This is a genomic window from Indolivaga macrotermitis, from assembly GCF_900128985.1.
GTDB lineage: Bacteria > Bacteroidota > Bacteroidia > Bacteroidales > Dysgonomonadaceae > Dysgonomonas_A > Dysgonomonas_A macrotermitis.
This window is the reverse complement of sequence record NZ_FQUC01000013.1, coordinates 107,226-124,338: the sequence shown is the minus strand read 5'-3', so window position 1 is coordinate 124,338 and position 17,113 is coordinate 107,226. Positions and strand designations below refer to the sequence as shown.

The following is a 17,113-nucleotide window of genomic DNA, read 5'->3' as shown; positions in this document are numbered from 1 at the left end:
AAAAAGTGGTCCGCTACTTTGGTATAACGAAAAAGTTCGTAAATTCGTAGATTTTGTTTTATCCGATGCGTCTCTCTCTCTCTCTCTCTCTCTCTCTCTCTCTCTCTCTCTCTAATACTTTAGCGCATACGGCAAAATCTAAAATGTTAAATCTTAGATTCTCTATAGGATTATTATAGATATGCCTTTGAAACATTTTTTGATTTATTCGCTGAGTATGTCATTTTCGACTACAAATATAGGAGTAAATTTGATAAAACAAAAAAGAACTGATAAAAAAGTTTCTTTTTTGTTCTTGTGAAATGTTAAAATGTAGTTGTAATTTGTTTATAACCAATGTTCTCAGCCACATCTGTGTTAGAGATACGGGCATGGAAAGAAATCTCTGTCGGAATAAAAAGCAGGCTTAACCATCTCCACTCTTTGTATTGGCTATATCCAGTGCATCAGATGTATTGGTTGTGTCTGTATTTATTCCTACCCGAGCCTGTATTGTTTTTTTAAGTTTTAATTGTAGTTTTTATATCGAGGTTGTTCTTTTAAAAGTTTTAAAGGAAGCAACAGGGTGGTTCTTCACCCTGTTGCAAAAATGTCCGGCATATATAGCTGCTACTCGATGTAGTAGTAAACAGACAACAAAACAGCAATGATTCTACCCGATACGGCTTGCCGGACGGACTATAATGGATCTCCGTTAATAATACTTTGGATGCTGGTTTCAGTAAAGAGTATGTGTTATAAGTATACATTGTAAATGTGTCGTAATTACTCATTAATGTTTTGCTATATCGTCCCATTTTAATAGTTATAAAAAAATGATAATTATTTATGGTTGGATAAGATTATATACGCTAGATTATTTAAAGCGCATAAAGAAGAATCTGTATTATCGAAAAATAGATTCACATCAAAATTTTCAAATGTGACGGTGTTAGCCATTCCAGTTCTAAAAAAGTGTTGATTTTCAATACAAAGGAAATAATCTTTTTGCATAGCCGCAAATAATTATCCGGACTTTTATCTATTAATAAAAAAATATTATGAAAAAGTATAACAAATCAATGATTGATAGGATCATTCCTTTAATAGAAGAAGATACTCTTACAATAGTAGATATATGTAAGATGGTGGGAATCAGTAGAAAAATGTTCTATGAATGGAAGGCGTTAAGGCCTGATTTTGCGGAAGCTATTGATGATGCATTGGAAAACAGAGAGGAAAAATTGAGACAAAAAGCACGGAGGGCGATGCAGAAAAAACTGGAAGGATATAAACAGGTAGAAACAAAAACAACTTATGTAACTTCGGACGAAGATGAAACCAGTATGGTCGTAAAGAAGTATGTCGTAAAAGAAAAATTCTGTATCCCCGAAACATCGGCAATAACCTATTCTATGTCATCGGGTAGAGGATTTCATAATCAGGAAAACCCGGAACAGGCTACTGCACCTTTATGCATAACGGTAACAGATGAGAAAGCCCGGCAGAATCTCGAATATCTGAAAGTGAGAGTCAATGGAAAATAATTTTTGTGTGTTTAGGTGTCACTTTTGTCACTTTACAGGGTTGATTATCTTGTTTTACAGATTGTTATAAAGGTGACACCGGGTGACAAAAACGGAAGCCGGTGTTACCTTTGAGTATAGTTATGTCACTTTTGTGTATATTTGTACAACAAACCTAATATTTCTGATAAGATTTTATGAATACATTTGGCAATATATTTAAGCTCACATCATTTGGAGAATCACATGGAGCTGCTATCGGCGGAGTTATTGACGGATGTCCTGCCGGGATAGATGTCGATATGGACTTTATCCAGTCGGAACTGAACCGTCGCCGTCCGGGTCAATCCAAGATAACCACCCCCCGTAAGGAGGATGACAAGGTTGAGTTTTTATCGGGAATATTCGAAGGGAAAACCACGGGTACATCCATCGGTTTCGTTATCTGGAATGCCAATCAGCATTCGTCGGATTACGACAATATGAAAGACCTTTTCCGTCCTTCGCATGCCGATTATACTTACCAGCAAAAATATGGAATCCGTGATCATAGGGGAGGAGGGCGCTCATCAGCCCGCGAAACTATAGCCCGTTGTGTCGGAGGAGCTTTGGCTAAGTTGGCATTGAAACAATTAGGAATTGATATTACAGCTTATACATCACAGGTTGGACATATCAGGCTCGAAAAACTGTATCCGGCCTATGACCTATCCAAAATAGAAGATACACCTGTCCGCTGCCCGGATATCGAAGTTGCGAACCGAATGATAGAACTGATACAGGAGGTAAAATCGAAAGGAGATACTATCGGAGGTGTTATTACCTGCGTTATTAAAGGAACGCCTGTAGGATTGGGTGAACCTGTTTTCGGAAAACTCCATGCTGCGCTCGGTAGTGCTATGTTAGGTATCAATGCAGTGAAAGGTTTTGAATATGGCGACGGATTTGACGTAGACCATAGAGGGTCGGAAGTAAACGATGTGTTTTTTAATAAAGGCGGACACATTGGTACTCATTCCAATCACTCGGGAGGAATTCAGGGAGGTATATCCAACGGGCAGGACATTTATTTTCGGGTAGCATTTAAGCCGGTGGCTACTGTTCTGATGGAACAGGAGACGGTAGACAAAGAGGGTAACGATACGCATCTGAAAGCAAGAGGCCGTCATGATGCTTGTGTATTACCCCGTGCGGTTCCTATTGTAGAAGCCATGGCTGCTATGACTATTCTGGACTATTATTTGTTGAACAAAGCAAGGTAAGGTCTTAGGCCTTTTTATTGGTTTTGTTAGTAAAACAACAATAACCGGTTATACTCTGAAAATGTGTCGTTAAATACTTACTGTAACTTAATTCTTGCTTATAGGCATGAAAATGACAGGGAATAGTATTCGAAACTAAAATATTGTACTAAATTTGTGTGCTAAATCATTCACATTTCAAAACCTTCGTATGAAAAGAGATACTGCAATTTTTGATATTATCGAGAAAGAATATCAGCGTCAATTAAAAGGAATAGAGCTTATCGCGTCTGAGAACTTTGTAAGCCAGCAAGTGATGGAAGCTATGGGATCTTGTCTGACCAATAAGTATGCCGAAGGGTATCCCGGCAAACGTTATTACGGAGGTTGTGAGGTGGTCGATCTGAGCGAAAATTTAGCAATAGACCGTTTAAAGGAATTATTCGGTGCGGTGTGGGCAAATGTTCAGCCCCATTCGGGAGCTCAGGCTAATGCAGCCGTTTTCTTGGCTTGCCTCGATGCAGGAGATAAATTCTTAGGTCTGAATCTTTCTCATGGAGGACACCTTTCTCATGGTTCACCCGTAAATTCATCAGGTTTGTTATACCATGCATTAGAATATAATGTAACTGAAGATACCGAAACAGTTGATTATGACCAGATGGAAGCAGTTGCGAAAAGCGAGAAACCAAAGGTAATTATTGCAGGAGCATCAGCTTATTCCCGTGAATGGGATTATGCACGTATCCGTCAGATCGCCGATTCGGTTGGCGCTATCTTTATGGTAGATATGGCACATACGGCAGGACTAATTGCAGGAGGGCAGTTGAATAATCCTCTTCCTCATGCTCATATCGTAACTACTACAACTCATAAGACTTTGCGTGGACCTCGCGGAGGAGCTATCCTTCTGGGGCAGGATTTCGAGAACCCATGGGGTAAAGCTACACCAAAGGGCGAAATTAAGATGATGTCGGCATTATTGGATTCTGCTGTTTTTCCCGGAATACAAGGTGGTCCGCTCGAACATGTAATTGCAGCGAAAGCAGTGTCTTTCGGCGAAGCGCTCGATCCTTCGTATAAAGTATATCAGGCTCAGGTTAAGAAAAATGCGGCAGTTATGGCTCAGGCATTTATAGATAAAGGATATAAGATAGTATCGGGAGGTACAGATAATCACCTGATGTTAGTTGACCTTCGTACTAAATTTCCAGAATTGACAGGTAAGGTAGCTGAAAAGGTTTTGGTGGAAGCTGATATTACAACGAACAAAAATATGGTGCCGTTTGATAGCCGTAGCCCTTTCCAGACATCAGGATTACGCTTTGGTACACCTGCGATCACAACCCGTGGTGTAAAAGAAAACCTTATGGGTGATATCGTAGAAATGATTGATACGGTTTTAGCTAATCACGAAGATGAAAATACAATAAAAGCCGTTCGTGAGAAGGTAAATAGCATAATGAAAGAGTATCCGTTATTTGCGTGGTAACTCAATCTGAAAAATAGTAAAAGCGCTGCGGCCTCCTTTGGTCATAGCGCTTTCTTTATTTTATCTATACTATGAAGAAATAGTTTATAAATTAATTGAATTGGATACGAGTGGCAAAAAAGAGGAAGAAAAAACGGTCGAAAAAAAAAGGAGGTAGTCTTAAAAAGAAATTTTTATTACTGTTCTCAGTTGTTACTATTGTCACTTTATATTTTGTCAAGGATATTCAGGTTGATTATTATAAAAACCAAGACGGCTTGACTGGCCCTGCTCTGAAAACGGCTATGCATGATCTGATACGAAAACACAAATATCTGAATTTTGATCAGAATACAACCGCCCGTTATTGGTGGGACAATTATTTCATAAAGACCGATTGGCATCCCGATGGTTATTACTGGGATATGTATTCTTCCGAAAAGCACAATAAGTATGTAGACGGGTCGAAACAAAGCCGCGAGCATTGTATGCCGCGCAGTTGGTGGGGAAAAAGCGCCAGTTATTCGTCATACGATGCTAATGGCGATTTGTTTAATTTGTTTCCTTCCGATTATAATGCAAATCAGGCTAAAAGTAATCTGCCTTTAGGTGAAGTCGGGATAGCTAGATTTGATAATGGTGTTTCTAAAGTAGGGACGAATACTTATCCCTTGGGTTATCGTGGACAGGTGTTTGAACCGGCAGACGAATATAAAGGCGATTTTGCCCGGGTTTATTTCTATATGGTAACTTGTTACGAGGATTATAGTTATGACTGGCGTACGGATGGATTAAAAACAATGCTTAGCCAGGGACCTTATCCCGGATTTCAGCCATGGGCATTGGAAATGTTATTAAAATGGCATCGAAATGATCCTGTAAGTGAAAAAGAAATAGAACGGAATAATGCTGTGTATCAGATACAAGAAAATAGGAATCCGTTTATTGATTCGCCCGATTTAGCCGAATATATATGGGGCGTGAAGAAGGAGGAGCCTTTTAAAATAGATAATCAGGGACAGGTTCTGAAACAGCCTACAATAAAGGATCTGGCTCTCTTGTATTTTAATAGAATTGTTAATGTGATATTGTCTTTTTTAGTAAAATAAAGCTAATATTAGTGGTTAGTCACTCTTTTTTGTCTTTTAATTGTTATTGTCTTTAATTTTAACGAACAAATATGATATTCTTGTTGTTCTTTTTATTGTTATTAAAGTGGTGAGTGTTAGCTTAAATGAATATGTGTTAATTTCTTAGATTAATACCTGTATTTGCATATGTTGGATAATTAGTGCCACTTTTGAATAAAGTAGAGTAAAGGATAAATTTTTGAATTAAAGATGAAAAGAATTGTAGTAGTTGTATTATTTGTCGCCTCAGTAAGGTTACTTACTGCGCAAATTGTTGGTATAAATACAGACAATCCGGATAAGTCATCAGCATTGGATATTAATACTACGAATAAAGGATTTCTTCCTCCCCGCGTAAATTTGACGTCTATAACAGACGTAACAACTATCGAAGATCCAGCAACAGGTTTAATGATCTATGAACCCGATGGATTTACCGAAACTGTAAATGGACAAAGCGTGGTCCGTCCACAGGGGGTATATACATATGATGGTACATAATGGATACATCTGGTTGCATCTAATGACCAAACTTCTTCATCCAGAGGTTCTATATCCGGAGTTAAGATAGCTATTAATCAGTCGGGATATATCACATTGCAAGGAAGACAATCATACGGATTATTGATGCAAAATGCCGGAGTAACTATTAATCCCACATATGCAACAGGGGTATGGGTCCCTCCGTCAAGCGAACCTTCGGATGTAATAACAGATGATAGCGGAGGAGATAGTGGTGCCTGTTTATTGAACAATCAGGTATTAGGGAGTGCTAGTATTTTTAGATTGGATTTTAACTATATGATGGGGAATAATCCTCCAGCGGATACCCGCTATTTTACGGTAAATATTGTTTCTGTAACATCCGGTGCTACTGTTTATTCTGCAGAGGTTATTATTCCCGGGGGATTAGACACAGGACACATAGCCCCTTTTGAGGTTTCATTTTTGTCGCTGGTTAGCGAAAGTTCAATAAATACCGGCTATAAGATGATATTTGGTGTAGATACAGCCGGCTCTAACGGGCTACCCGGTAATGTCTCTGTAATGCTTATGGAAGTAGTAAGAGTTAATTGATAATACATTTATAGCTAATTGTCATATATGCAGGATTGTTTTTATCGAATTTGCCAACCGCAGTTAACAGAATGAAATACCTGCATTTGCACTCAAAAGAAACAACTAAAAGTCGGCCTCCAAGTATATAAAATACGTTGCCAATTATTCGTTAAAGATATTTTTTTTTAGTAATTTTGTAAAGCCTAAAAACAAGATCACATGATTATCAAAATGATAATCTGATAGGTTTAAAATTTAGATGTTGAATCAACTTTGATAATAAATAATTTTTTTAACCAATAAAAATAAAACAAAATGATTAAAGTAGGTATTAACGGTTTCGGTCGTATCGGACGTTTAGTTTTTCGTGCTGCTCAAGGTAGAAGCGATATTCAAGTTGTAGGTATCAACGACCTTATCGATGTTGAATACATGGCTTATATGCTTAAGTATGATACAGTGCATGGAAAATTCAACGGAACTGTTGAAGTGAAAGATGGTAAATTGGTTGTTAATGGTAATGCTATCCGTGTAACAGCAGAAAAAAATCCTGCTGATTTGAAATGGGATGCTATCGGTGCAGAATATATAGTTGAATCTACTGGTTTGTTCCTTGAAAAACCTAAAGCTCAAGGTCACATCGACGCAGGTGCTAAATACGTAGTTATGTCAGGTCCTTCAAAAGACGATACTCGTATGTTTGTATGCGGAGTAAACCACAATGAATACAAAAAAGGTGAGCAATTCGTATCTAATGCGTCTTGTACAACTAACTGTTTAGCTCCGATCGCAAAAGTATTGAATGATAAATTCGGTATCGTAGAAGCTTTGATGACTACAGTACACGCTACAACTGCTACTCAAAAAACAGTTGACGGTCCTTCAGCAAAAGACTGGAGAGGTGGACGTGCCGCTGCAGGTAATATCATTCCTTCTTCTACAGGTGCTGCTAAAGCTGTAGGTAAAGTTATTCCAGAATTGAACGGTAAATTGACAGGTATGTCAATGCGTGTTCCTACTTTGGACGTTTCTGTAGTTGACTTAACTGCTCGTTTAGCTAAAGAAACTTCTTACGAAGATATCTGTAAAGCAATGAAAGAAGCTTCAGAAGGCGAATTGAAAGGAGTACTAGGATATACAGAAGATGCAGTAGTTTCTTCAGACTTTATCGGTGATGCTCGTACTTCTATCTTCGATGCAAAAGCTGGTATCCAATTGAGCCCAACATTCGTAAAAGTTGTTAGCTGGTATGACAATGAGTGGGGATTCTCAACTAAAATGCTTGACTTGATTTCTCACATGTCTAAAGTAAACGGATAATTTAAAAATATATATCCTAATGATAGAAAAGAGAGCTATTAATTTAATAGCTCTCTTTTTATTTTATTTATGCTTTAAAGCTTCAAATTTCATATCGCCTCGAGCATTACCGTAACGGGTTCCTAATGCGACTCTGCTTGTTGCACATGCTCCACCTTGCACTTTATTCATTTCTTTTGTCTTAAGTTGTTTGAAGTTTGTTTTCATAAATGTAGTTTTTTGAATGTGTTATTCAAAAAGGCCTAATATTGTTAGGGTTAAATTAAACATAGAATGTAGAAGTATTGAAACTATTATAGCATAAGATATAGAACTATTGTTATATGTTTTTGTATAATAATACCACATAATAGAGCCCGCAATGAAAAAGTAAAAAAATTGGCAAATATCGTATTGAGTGTGATGTGCCAGACTAAATATTGTGGCCACAAAGATGAGAACCAAAAAAATATTAATTTCCACTATACGATTAATTATAAGATGAGGTATAGTTAGAAACATAAAAGTCTCTTTGATAGGTGCGATAATAACAGTTCTAAGTACTTCTTCATAAAATGATTCTGGTGGTAGTTGGTAAGGGTAAAGGATTTTGAAAAAGTAATCCATAACATAAAATATGCCGAAGTTAAGCATCATTAATAAATAGAAGTAGAGAAAAACCTTCTCTCTATCCGTATATATTAATGTAGTCTTAGTTTTTGCTTTTACAGTAAGTGTTGTTTCCATCTATACAAAGGAAAATAGAATGTGTTAAAATAAATATAATGAACAACCCATATCTTTCTAAAAGATGTGGGCTCTATTTTTATTTCAATGAGAAAAAAAAACAGGACTAGTTTTTGAGCTAGTCCTGTTTCAATATTTATCAAAAAATAATATTCATTTATCAGCTCAAAGCAGATGCTCCTCCAATAATATCCAAAAGTTCATTAGTGATAGCTGCCTGACGGCTCTTATTATATTCGATAGTCAGGTCTGTAACCAATTGTTCCGCATTATCAGTTGCTATTTGCATAGCTAAACTCCGGGCTGCATTTTCTGATGCATTCGAATCGAGTAATGCTGCAAATAGGTTGGATGATAAAACTTTTGGGATCAGATGCGCAAGCAGTACTTCTTTAGAAGGTTCCAATATGTAATCAGTTGCTGTTGATTTTTTATCGGAAGATTCTTCCAAAGCTTTTTCCTGAGCTCCTATCAAGTCGAACGGTAAATATACTTTATTAGTAATTTCTTGTACACCCATCGATTTGAAGTGTGTATAAATTAATATGATCCGGTCGATTTCTCCTGAAAGGAATTTCTGAATTAGGTCTTTAGATAGATTGAGAGTAAGTTGAAATGCAGGCTTGTCTGCCATCTCCTGAAAGGTTAGATCCTGTACCACAGAAAATCCCGATTTATTAGCAAAATCATATACTTTTTTACCAATAGGGTATACACTAATATTTTGCCTACCTACTATTTGAGTATATTCTGCCACAGTAGAAGCAAGTTCTTTCAGTATGTTGGCATTAAACCCTCCACATAAACTCGAGTTAGATGAGAAAGCCACGATTGCAACTTTCTTATTCTCCCTCTCCTGAGCATATGGAGAATCAAAACTACTGTCAGAAGCTAATAGATTTGTCAGAATCTCATTTAACTTGATAGAGTAGGGAAGAAAGGCTGCGATGGCCTGCTGAGACTTACGCACCTTTGCAGATGCGATCATCTTCATAGCCGAAGTAATTTTCTTCGTACTTTTAACCGAATCTATCCTGTCTTTAACTTCTTTCAAAGATGCCATATCTCAATTATTTTTTATATCTACCGGAAATTTCGTCAGCAACTTTCCGGATAATATCAGTTACATCATCATTAATAATCCCTTTTTGCAATTGGTCCAATACTGACTCGCGATACTGTGTTTCCAGTATCTGTAAGAAATCTGATTCAAACTCATGCACTTTGTCGATAGGTACATTTTTCAGGAGCCCGTTTGTTCCACAGTACAATACAGCAATCTGTTTTTCGACAGGTACCGGAGAATATTGAGGTTGAACCAACAGCTCAGCATTCTTTTGTCCTTTGTCGATTGTAAGAGCAGTAACAGGATCCATATCACCACCGAATTTGGTAAATGCTTCCAATTCGCGGAATTGTGCCTGGTCTATTTTTAGAGTACCGGCCACTTTTTTCATCGCTTTTGTTTGGGCACTACCTCCTACACGGGATACAGAAATACCAACATCAATAGCCGGACGCGATCCAGAGTTGAACAAGTCAATATCAAGGAATATCTGTCCGTCTGTAATTGAGATAACGTTTGTTGGGATGTATGCAGATACGTCCCCAGCCTGAGTTTCGATAATTGGTAAAGCGGTAAGCGAACCGCCTCCCTTTACTTTACCTTTCAAACTTTCAGGTAAATCGTTCATTTGCTCGGCAATTTCTTGTTGGCTGATAATTTTAGCTGCACGCTCTAATAAGCGCGAATGCAGATAGAAAATATCTCCCGGATATGCTTCACGGCCCGGAGGACGTTTCAACAGCAAAGACACTTCACGATATGCGACAGCCTGTTTAGACAAGTCATCGTATACAACAAGCGCATGACGGCCTGTATCGCGGAAATATTCACCGATTGCAGCACCGGCAAATGCCCCAAAATATTGAAGAGCTGCAGGTTCGGCAGCTGTTGCCGATACTATAATAGTATAATCTAAAGCTCCTTTTTCTTTTAAAGTATCTACAATATTAGCTACCGAAGAAGCTTTTTGGCCGATTGCCACATAAATACAATATACGGGGTCTCCTGCCAGATAGTTAGCCCGCTGACTGATAATAGTATCAATAGCAATAGCTGTTTTTCCTGTTTGGCGGTCACCGATAATCAACTCACGTTGCCCTCTACCGATAGGAATCATAGCATCAATTGCTTTAAGTCCTGTTTGTAATGGCTGAGTTACGGGTTGACGGTATATAACACCGGGAGCCTTTCTCTCCAAAGGCATTTCCAGTAATTCGCCGGAAATATCACCTTTTCCATCAATAGGTTCTCCTAACGGGGTGATAACCCGTCCTAATAATCCTTCTCCAACATTTATTGAAGCGATTTTACCGGTACGTTTTACATTATAACCTTCTTTCACGAGACTGCTCGATCCAAGAAGTACAGCACCTACGTTGTCTTCTTCCAAGTTCATCACAACGGCTCTCACTCCATTATCGAACTCTAATAATTCATTTGCTTCTGCATTGTTCAGACCATAAATACGAGCCACGCCATCACCTACTGAAAGCACAACTCCTACTTCGTCGAATTGAACACGGCTATCAATGCCGCTCAATTGCATCTGTAACACGTCAGAAACTTCGCTCGCTTTTATATTTTCAGACATACTATTCCTTCTATTAATAAGGCGTTTCCCTGATAAAAAAGGAAACTATGCTACTTTTTTATTTTTGCTCAATAACTGATCCTTTATACGTCTCAGTTGCGAAGCAACACTTGCGTCTAAACGATAAGTATCAATGTATAAAACAAAGCCGCCTTGAATACTGGGGTCAACTTTTGTTTCGAAGTCTACAGTTCCGGTCTTCTTTAGAAGAACCAACTGTTTGATCTTTTCGACAGTTGCTTTATCCACAGGACAAGCTGTTACCAGTTTACCGATACTTATGTTTTTATAATTCCTATATAAGTCTAAATATCCCAGACTGATTGTTTGCAGATGTTTTTCTCTCTTCTGATGCAATACTAATTCTATAAACCGGATATATTCCTGACTGACCGAACCGCCGCCGGCCGCTTTGATCAACTCAAATTTGTCTTTTTTACTCAGTATAGGATTATCTAGTGTTGCCCTGAAATTGCGTTGAATGGAAAAGCTTTCCGAAAGCTTTTTCATTTCGGCATAAATCACATCCTCTACTTTATTCTTTAAAGCATAGTTAAACAGAGCACGTGCATAACGCTTAGACACCATTCCTGAATTCATATTCGTTAAGATTTAGATACCATAGTTTCGTCAATCAGCCTATCTATCATAGCCATTTGTTCTTTTTCGTCGCTCAGGTTGTTACGGATTACTTTTTCGGCAATATCAACCGAAAGCAGAGCAACCTGACGGCGTATGTCTTTGATTGCATCTTCTTTTTCGCGTTGAATTTGTTTTCTAAGTTCGTCCAGTTCTTTCTGACCTTCCGCGCGAGCTTGTTCTTTGGCTTCGCTAATTATACGGTTTCTGGTGCTTTCAGCATCTTTTAAGATTTTCACCTGCTCATCACGGGCTGTGGCCAATATGGCTTCGCTCTCTTCTTTTATGTGAGCCAATTGGCTATTGGCTTCTTTGGCTGCATCCAAAGATTTCTCGATATACGCATTGCGGTTTTCGACCATCTTTGTTATCACCGGAAATCCGAACTTCGCCAATACGAAGAACACGATACCGAATGACAGAAGCATCCAAAATAAAAGACCGGCTTCAGGTTGTAAAAGCATAATTTATTGATTTTAATTTTTTAAAGGATAAACCCGCAAACTACTACCGCAAATAAAGCTACCCCTTCGACAAGAGCCGCTGCGATAATCATAGACATACGGATATCTCCACTTGCTTCAGGTTGACGAGCGATACCTTCCATTGCAGAACCACCAATCTTACCGATACCGATACCAGCACCGATAGCAGCTAAACCTGCTCCTAAACCTGCACCAAGAGTTCCCAATCCTGCACCAGCTTCAGCTGCTGCTTGTAAAATAGTTGATAGTAACATAATCTTATTTTTTATTAGTTATTTATTTTGTTTCTTAAGTTAATATTAAAATTTATAACCCAATGAAAAACTTGCATTGAGATTCCGATATCTCATATCTTTATAATTATCGTGGTTTGCTATATTAATAATACTTGAGGTAACGCCTACATCAAAGGTATATCTACGATACTCAAGGGCTAGTTTTACACCTGCGCCAAAATCGAACCGGTTTAAGGTTTCACCTTTGAGATGATCACGACTATTGTCATAAACACCGTCACCAAATGTATCCCATTTATATTCGGTATTATCAGTACTATTATTAAACTTCTGTTTAGTCTTTCCGCCTATTCCATATCCGAGATAAGGGCCTGCTCCGAAGACAAGGCTCAGATCGGAAGCTGTCACCAACCTGTATGCTCCATATAATGGAACTTCCAGATACAATTGGCTAAATGTATGAGTCATATCAGGGCTGTTTGGAATCCAGTCGCTTCCATTCAGTTTTTCTTGTTTAGAACCTTTTACTGAGAAAAGGAGTCCTGATTGAATCATAAAATTCATTGGAAGAGTATAGTCTACTGTAACTCCGGCATGAAATCCTAATCTGGCATTGCTTTCACTAGCATCGTTGACTGAGGCGTTTGACAGATTTAAACCGGCCTTTACCCCAAATTGAAAATTATTGGTCTGAGCTGACATATTTGTAACAAAACACATCAATATAAAAGTCAATAATGAAATTTTCAATTTCTTCATGTTATTATATATACCAAATAGCTTACAGTTTACCATCCAATAAACAAGTCAATTCTGGAATTAATATTAATGCTTTTCTGCATGGCTATGATGCGGTTCCACTTGTGCCAATCCTATAAATACAGCCGATAACATAGTAAATACATAAGCCTGAATATATGCCACTAGTATTTCTACAAGATCGATAAATATTGTCAGTACTACCGATACAATAGTCATAGATGTATTAATAGCAGTCCCCAATTGTACTGTAACAAAGATAAGACATACCAGTCCCAATACTATAGAGTGTCCTGCAAGTATATTGGCAAAAAGACGAATCATCAACGCAAACGGCTTGGTAAGTATACCTACTACTTCAATAGCCGGCATAATGGGAATTGGTACTTTTAACCAGGTTGGAACTTCCGGCCAAAAGATTTCTTTCCAATATTCCTTTGTGCCGAATACATTTACTATAACCATAGTAAACAATGCCAAGACTAATGTAACTGCAATATTACCTGTGACATTTGCTCCGAAAGGAAATATCGGAATCAAACCCATAATATTGTTGATGAATATAAAGAAAAAGGCAGTCAGCAAATAAGGTGCGAATTTCTTATAATTCTTTCCAACACAAGGTTTGATAATATCATCGTTGACATTCATTATAAAGAGTTCCATAAAACCGAAGAAGCCTTTGGGAACTTTGGGATCATCCTCTTTCGAATGTTTTTTATACCAACTGGCCATCGATAGGATTATAACAATAAGGAGCACACTACTCAAAAGTAATCCTAAAGTATTTTTTGTAATTGAAAAATCCCAAGGGCGAACTTCTTCTCCTGCTTGATTCTTCTCAACAATCTTTCCTCTATAATCTCCGGAAGATGCTATGTAAAAGCCATTGTGTTCGGCTGTTCCATGATGAAAGTTAGAAGACATGAATATTTGCCATCCACTATTTTCGCCCTTTACTATTATCGGAAGCGGAATTGTGGCATTTAGCCCGAGTATATTAATATGCCCTTCGTATGCATCTGCAACGTGATCGAGGATCAGCTCCTTTACATTGACATCTTCTGAACTTTCTGTCGAAGATGCGAATGTTGGTGCAACGCCTAGTACGAATATGCATATAAATGCCAATATGTATTTTAACCGACTATTCATCTTTACTTTTTTTTTCTTTGATATGCTTCTCTATCTTAACGAAGAGAGATGTTTCGGCAACCAGATATAATAGATATAATAATATAAAAACAGCGACAAATCCTTTTAAATTCTCTTTATCATAAAAGGCAAAAATACCTATCACGACAAGTGCTGCTAATATTTTTACCACCTTAGTCAACATATATATATTAACCATCTGCTTTTTGTCTTTTTTCTCGCTGGCATTGTTCACAAAGAGCATGATCCCAACTTCAAATATCAGAAAGAAAAGGGCTATTCCCACATACCAATCCCAATTGATAAGAGTAGGGAAAAAATAATATAACCCGACACCGATACATCCACTAATTAAAAGACCGAAAGCAATTGTATATGCGATTAATTTGGTTTTGAATATATCCATAAATCATTCGGCACAAACAGTTACAATATTTTTATTTACTTCAATAAAGCCTCCCCCGATAGGTACTTTTACAGCTTCGCCTCCTCTTTGTATTTCGTAAACAACTTCGCCTTTAGCTAAAGCCGAAATAAGTGGGGCGTGATTAGGTAAGAGACTGAATTCACCTTCTGTTCCAGGAAGTTTTACAAACTGTACTCCTCCTTCAAAAATAATCTTCTCAGGCGAAACTATTTTTAATTGTAATTCTTTCATTTGTTATCCTACCTCTCTTTTCAAGATAATTATTTGCCTCTGGATACTTGCTCCTGAAGTTTCTTTCCTTTTTCGATAGCATCTTCGATTGTACCTACATTCAAGAAGGCTTGTTCCGGAAGATAATCTACTTCACCATCAAGAATCATTTTGAATCCTTTGATTGTATCTTTGATATCAACGATAACCCCCGGTACTCCGGTAAATTGAGTTGCTACGTTGAAAGGTTGTGACAAGAAACGTTGTATACGTCTTGCACGGTTCACTGTCAGACGGTCTTCGTCCGAAAGTTCTTCCATACCCAGAATCGAAATAATATCTTGTAATTCTTTATTTCTCTGTAGAATTTGTTTTACACGTTGGGCAATATCATAATGTTCCTGGCCAACTACATTCGGATCCAGACTTCGTGATGTGGAATCCAATGGGTCTACAGCCGGATAGATACCCAGCTCAGTAATTTTACGACTAAGTACGGTCGTTGCATCCAAGTGAGAGAACGTTGTTGCAGGAGCAGGGTCGGTCAAGTCATCGGCAGGTACATATACAGCCTGAACCGATGTGATAGAACCGTCTTTTGTCGAAGTGATACGCTCTTGCATAGCACCCATCTCGGTAGCAAGTGTAGGTTGGTATCCTACAGCCGAAGGCATACGCCCGAGTAGTGCAGATACTTCAGATCCTGCTTGAGTAAAACGGAAAATATTATCGATAAAGAACAGAATATCCTTTGGTCCACCTTCTTCGTGCTTATCGCGGAACGATTCAGCAACAGTAAGTCCCGATAGGGCAACAGACTGACGTGCTCCCGGAGGTTCGTTCATCTGTCCGAAGACCAGAGATATCTGTGAGTTTTCTAGTTCTTTTTCATCTACTTTGGAGAGATCCCAATGACCTTCTTCCATACTTTTCTTAAACTCGTCACCATAGCGCACTACATTCGATTCAATCATTTCACGAAGCAGGTCATTACCTTCGCGGGTACGTTCACCTACACCGGCAAATACCGAATATCCATTATGTTTTTTCGCAATGTTATTGATCAACTCCATAATAAGTACCGTTTTACCTACACCGGCACCACCGAATAAGCCGACTTTACCTCCTTTAGCATAAGGGGCAAGCAAATCGATTACTTTGATTCCGGTAAAGAGTACATCGCGTGAAGTAAGCAGGTCTTCGAATTTAGGAGGGTCTCTATGGATCGGTAGTCCATTACTATTATCTAGCTGGTTCATGCCGTCAATAGATTCGCCCACTACGTTAAGTAAGCGTCCTTTTACCTGATTTCCTGTCGGAACGGTAATAGGGGCACCTGTGGCTATTACTTCGAGATTTCTTTTCAGCCCGTCGGTACTGTCCATCGCAACAGCACGAACTGTGTTTTCTCCGATATGTTGTTGTACTTCTACAATTAAAACCCTTCCATCCAGTCTTTTAATGTGTAATGCTTCATATATCTTAGGTAGATTAGAAGAAGAACCATCCAGATTCTCAAAATAAACGTCCACTACCGGACCAATTACCTGAGATATACGACCTGTTAATTGTGACATAATTATATAATTTTATTTTTCTCTATTTAATTACTGTGCAGGGATATTCCGGATAATACCGTTATACCGGAGATTCGATGTTCGCAGTAAAATGTCTATTTAAGATTTAGTTATAGGCTTAATAACTATATATCTCCTTCTTTAAGGAATGTTGTTTTAGTTAACAAGCATTAAACAATCAGATTGGAAATATGGTTCAATAAGTAAAAATACTTTATCGCTATATAAATACGCATTATTAAATGTCTGCGGGCAACAATATAAAATACTCTCTGATTGTGTAAGCAAATGTAAAGAATATTTCATTTTCAAAATTTAATTTATCAAGAAAAATAAGTGTACTTACTATTTTTTAAATATTAATTAACAAACATTTCTTTTTATGCGAAATAGATGTAATTGCCGATCTTATTCTGTTTGAGATTGTTATGACTGTTTTCGCACACAGGGTGTTATTTCGACAGAAAAATGAAAAAAATATATATTTATGAGATTTTCCGGTAACGATATCATTCG

Annotated in this window: 19 protein-coding genes; 7 read left to right on the top strand and 12 right to left on the bottom strand. The window is 37.8% G+C overall.

The window, feature by feature from the left end:
• Window positions 1-1,040 precede the first annotated feature (1,040 nt).
• From BUC12_RS15420 to gap, 7 genes are all read left to right on the top strand, one after another.
• The gene (locus BUC12_RS15420) at window positions 1,041-1,526 is read left to right on the top strand and encodes a hypothetical protein (RefSeq protein WP_062181322.1); all 486 of its coding nucleotides are present in this window, start codon (window positions 1,041-1,043) and stop codon (window positions 1,524-1,526) included.
• Between the two features lie 176 nt (window positions 1,527-1,702).
• Entirely contained in the window at window positions 1,703-2,767 is a 1,065-nt protein-coding gene (aroC, locus tag BUC12_RS15415) for a chorismate synthase (RefSeq protein WP_062181320.1), read from the top strand.
• A gap of 190 nt (window positions 2,768-2,957) precedes the next feature.
• The gene (gene glyA, locus BUC12_RS15410; protein WP_062181317.1) at window positions 2,958-4,238 is read left to right on the top strand and encodes a serine hydroxymethyltransferase; all 1,281 of its coding nucleotides are present in this window, start codon (window positions 2,958-2,960) and stop codon (window positions 4,236-4,238) included.
• Between the two features lie 110 nt (window positions 4,239-4,348).
• Entirely contained in the window at window positions 4,349-5,326 is a 978-nt protein-coding gene (locus BUC12_RS15405) for an endonuclease I family protein (RefSeq protein WP_062181314.1), read from the top strand.
• Window positions 5,327-5,557: 231 nt separating this feature from the next.
• The gene (locus BUC12_RS15400) at window positions 5,558-5,848 is read left to right on the top strand and encodes a hypothetical protein (RefSeq protein WP_062181311.1); all 291 of its coding nucleotides are present in this window, start codon (window positions 5,558-5,560) and stop codon (window positions 5,846-5,848) included.
• A gap of 96 nt (window positions 5,849-5,944) precedes the next feature.
• Window positions 5,945-6,424 carry a hypothetical protein gene (locus BUC12_RS15395; protein WP_139262080.1) on the top strand — a complete coding sequence of 160 codons (480 nt, stop codon included), beginning with the start codon at window positions 5,945-5,947 and terminating at the stop codon, window positions 6,422-6,424.
• A 297-nt stretch (window positions 6,425-6,721) separates the two neighbouring features.
• The gene (gap, locus tag BUC12_RS15390) at window positions 6,722-7,726 is read left to right on the top strand and encodes a type I glyceraldehyde-3-phosphate dehydrogenase (protein ID WP_062181305.1); all 1,005 of its coding nucleotides are present in this window, start codon (window positions 6,722-6,724) and stop codon (window positions 7,724-7,726) included.
• A gap of 63 nt (window positions 7,727-7,789) precedes the next feature.
• Here the strand turns inward: gap and BUC12_RS19895 are convergent, their stop codons facing one another.
• The 12 genes from BUC12_RS19895 to atpD form a co-directional block, all read right to left on the bottom strand.
• Window positions 7,790-7,933 (bottom strand): ComC/BlpC family leader-containing pheromone/bacteriocin, encoded by a 144-nt coding sequence (locus tag BUC12_RS19895; RefSeq protein WP_139262078.1) that lies wholly within the window; start codon window positions 7,931-7,933, stop codon window positions 7,790-7,792.
• Window positions 7,934-7,954: 21 nt separating this feature from the next.
• Window positions 7,955-8,332 carry a CPBP family glutamic-type intramembrane protease gene (locus tag BUC12_RS20470; RefSeq protein ID WP_369402036.1) on the bottom strand — a complete coding sequence of 126 codons (378 nt, stop codon included), beginning with the start codon at window positions 8,330-8,332 and terminating at the stop codon, window positions 7,955-7,957.
• 280 nt (window positions 8,333-8,612) lie between these two features.
• Window positions 8,613-9,515: a F0F1 ATP synthase subunit gamma gene (locus tag BUC12_RS15380; RefSeq protein ID WP_062181300.1), complete on the bottom strand. Its 903-nt coding sequence runs from the start codon at window positions 9,513-9,515 to the stop codon at window positions 8,613-8,615.
• Window positions 9,516-9,522: 7 nt separating this feature from the next.
• Entirely contained in the window at window positions 9,523-11,109 is a 1,587-nt protein-coding gene (gene atpA, locus BUC12_RS15375) for a F0F1 ATP synthase subunit alpha (protein WP_062181297.1), read from the bottom strand.
• A gap of 45 nt (window positions 11,110-11,154) precedes the next feature.
• A complete protein-coding gene (locus BUC12_RS15370) occupies window positions 11,155-11,709 on the bottom strand; it encodes a F0F1 ATP synthase subunit delta (protein ID WP_062181296.1) in 555 nt (184 codons plus the stop codon).
• Window positions 11,710-11,714: 5 nt separating this feature from the next.
• Window positions 11,715-12,215, bottom strand: coding sequence for a F0F1 ATP synthase subunit B (gene atpF, locus BUC12_RS15365; RefSeq protein WP_062181294.1), 501 nt, complete (start codon window positions 12,213-12,215; stop codon window positions 11,715-11,717).
• Between the two features lie 17 nt (window positions 12,216-12,232).
• Window positions 12,233-12,487 carry an ATP synthase F0 subunit C gene (gene atpE / locus BUC12_RS15360; RefSeq protein WP_026625601.1) on the bottom strand — a complete coding sequence of 85 codons (255 nt, stop codon included), beginning with the start codon at window positions 12,485-12,487 and terminating at the stop codon, window positions 12,233-12,235.
• Window positions 12,488-12,532: 45 nt separating this feature from the next.
• The gene (locus BUC12_RS15355) at window positions 12,533-13,228 is read right to left on the bottom strand and encodes a porin family protein (RefSeq protein WP_062181292.1); all 696 of its coding nucleotides are present in this window, start codon (window positions 13,226-13,228) and stop codon (window positions 12,533-12,535) included.
• Between the two features lie 66 nt (window positions 13,229-13,294).
• Complete coding sequence (gene atpB, locus BUC12_RS15350; protein ID WP_062181287.1) at window positions 13,295-14,383, bottom strand: F0F1 ATP synthase subunit A; 1,089 nt, start codon at window positions 14,381-14,383, stop codon at window positions 13,295-13,297.
• Window positions 14,376-14,789: a 7TM diverse intracellular signaling domain-containing protein gene (locus BUC12_RS15345; RefSeq protein ID WP_062181284.1), complete on the bottom strand. Its 414-nt coding sequence runs from the start codon at window positions 14,787-14,789 to the stop codon at window positions 14,376-14,378. The genes atpB and BUC12_RS15345 overlap by 8 nt, the downstream gene beginning before the upstream one ends.
• 3 nt (window positions 14,790-14,792) lie before the next feature.
• Window positions 14,793-15,041, bottom strand: coding sequence for an ATP synthase F1 subunit epsilon (gene atpC, locus BUC12_RS15340; protein WP_062181281.1), 249 nt, complete (start codon window positions 15,039-15,041; stop codon window positions 14,793-14,795).
• A gap of 29 nt (window positions 15,042-15,070) precedes the next feature.
• The gene (gene atpD, locus BUC12_RS15335; RefSeq protein WP_062181278.1) at window positions 15,071-16,597 is read right to left on the bottom strand and encodes a F0F1 ATP synthase subunit beta; all 1,527 of its coding nucleotides are present in this window, start codon (window positions 16,595-16,597) and stop codon (window positions 15,071-15,073) included.
• Window positions 16,598-17,113: the final 516 nt, after the last annotated feature.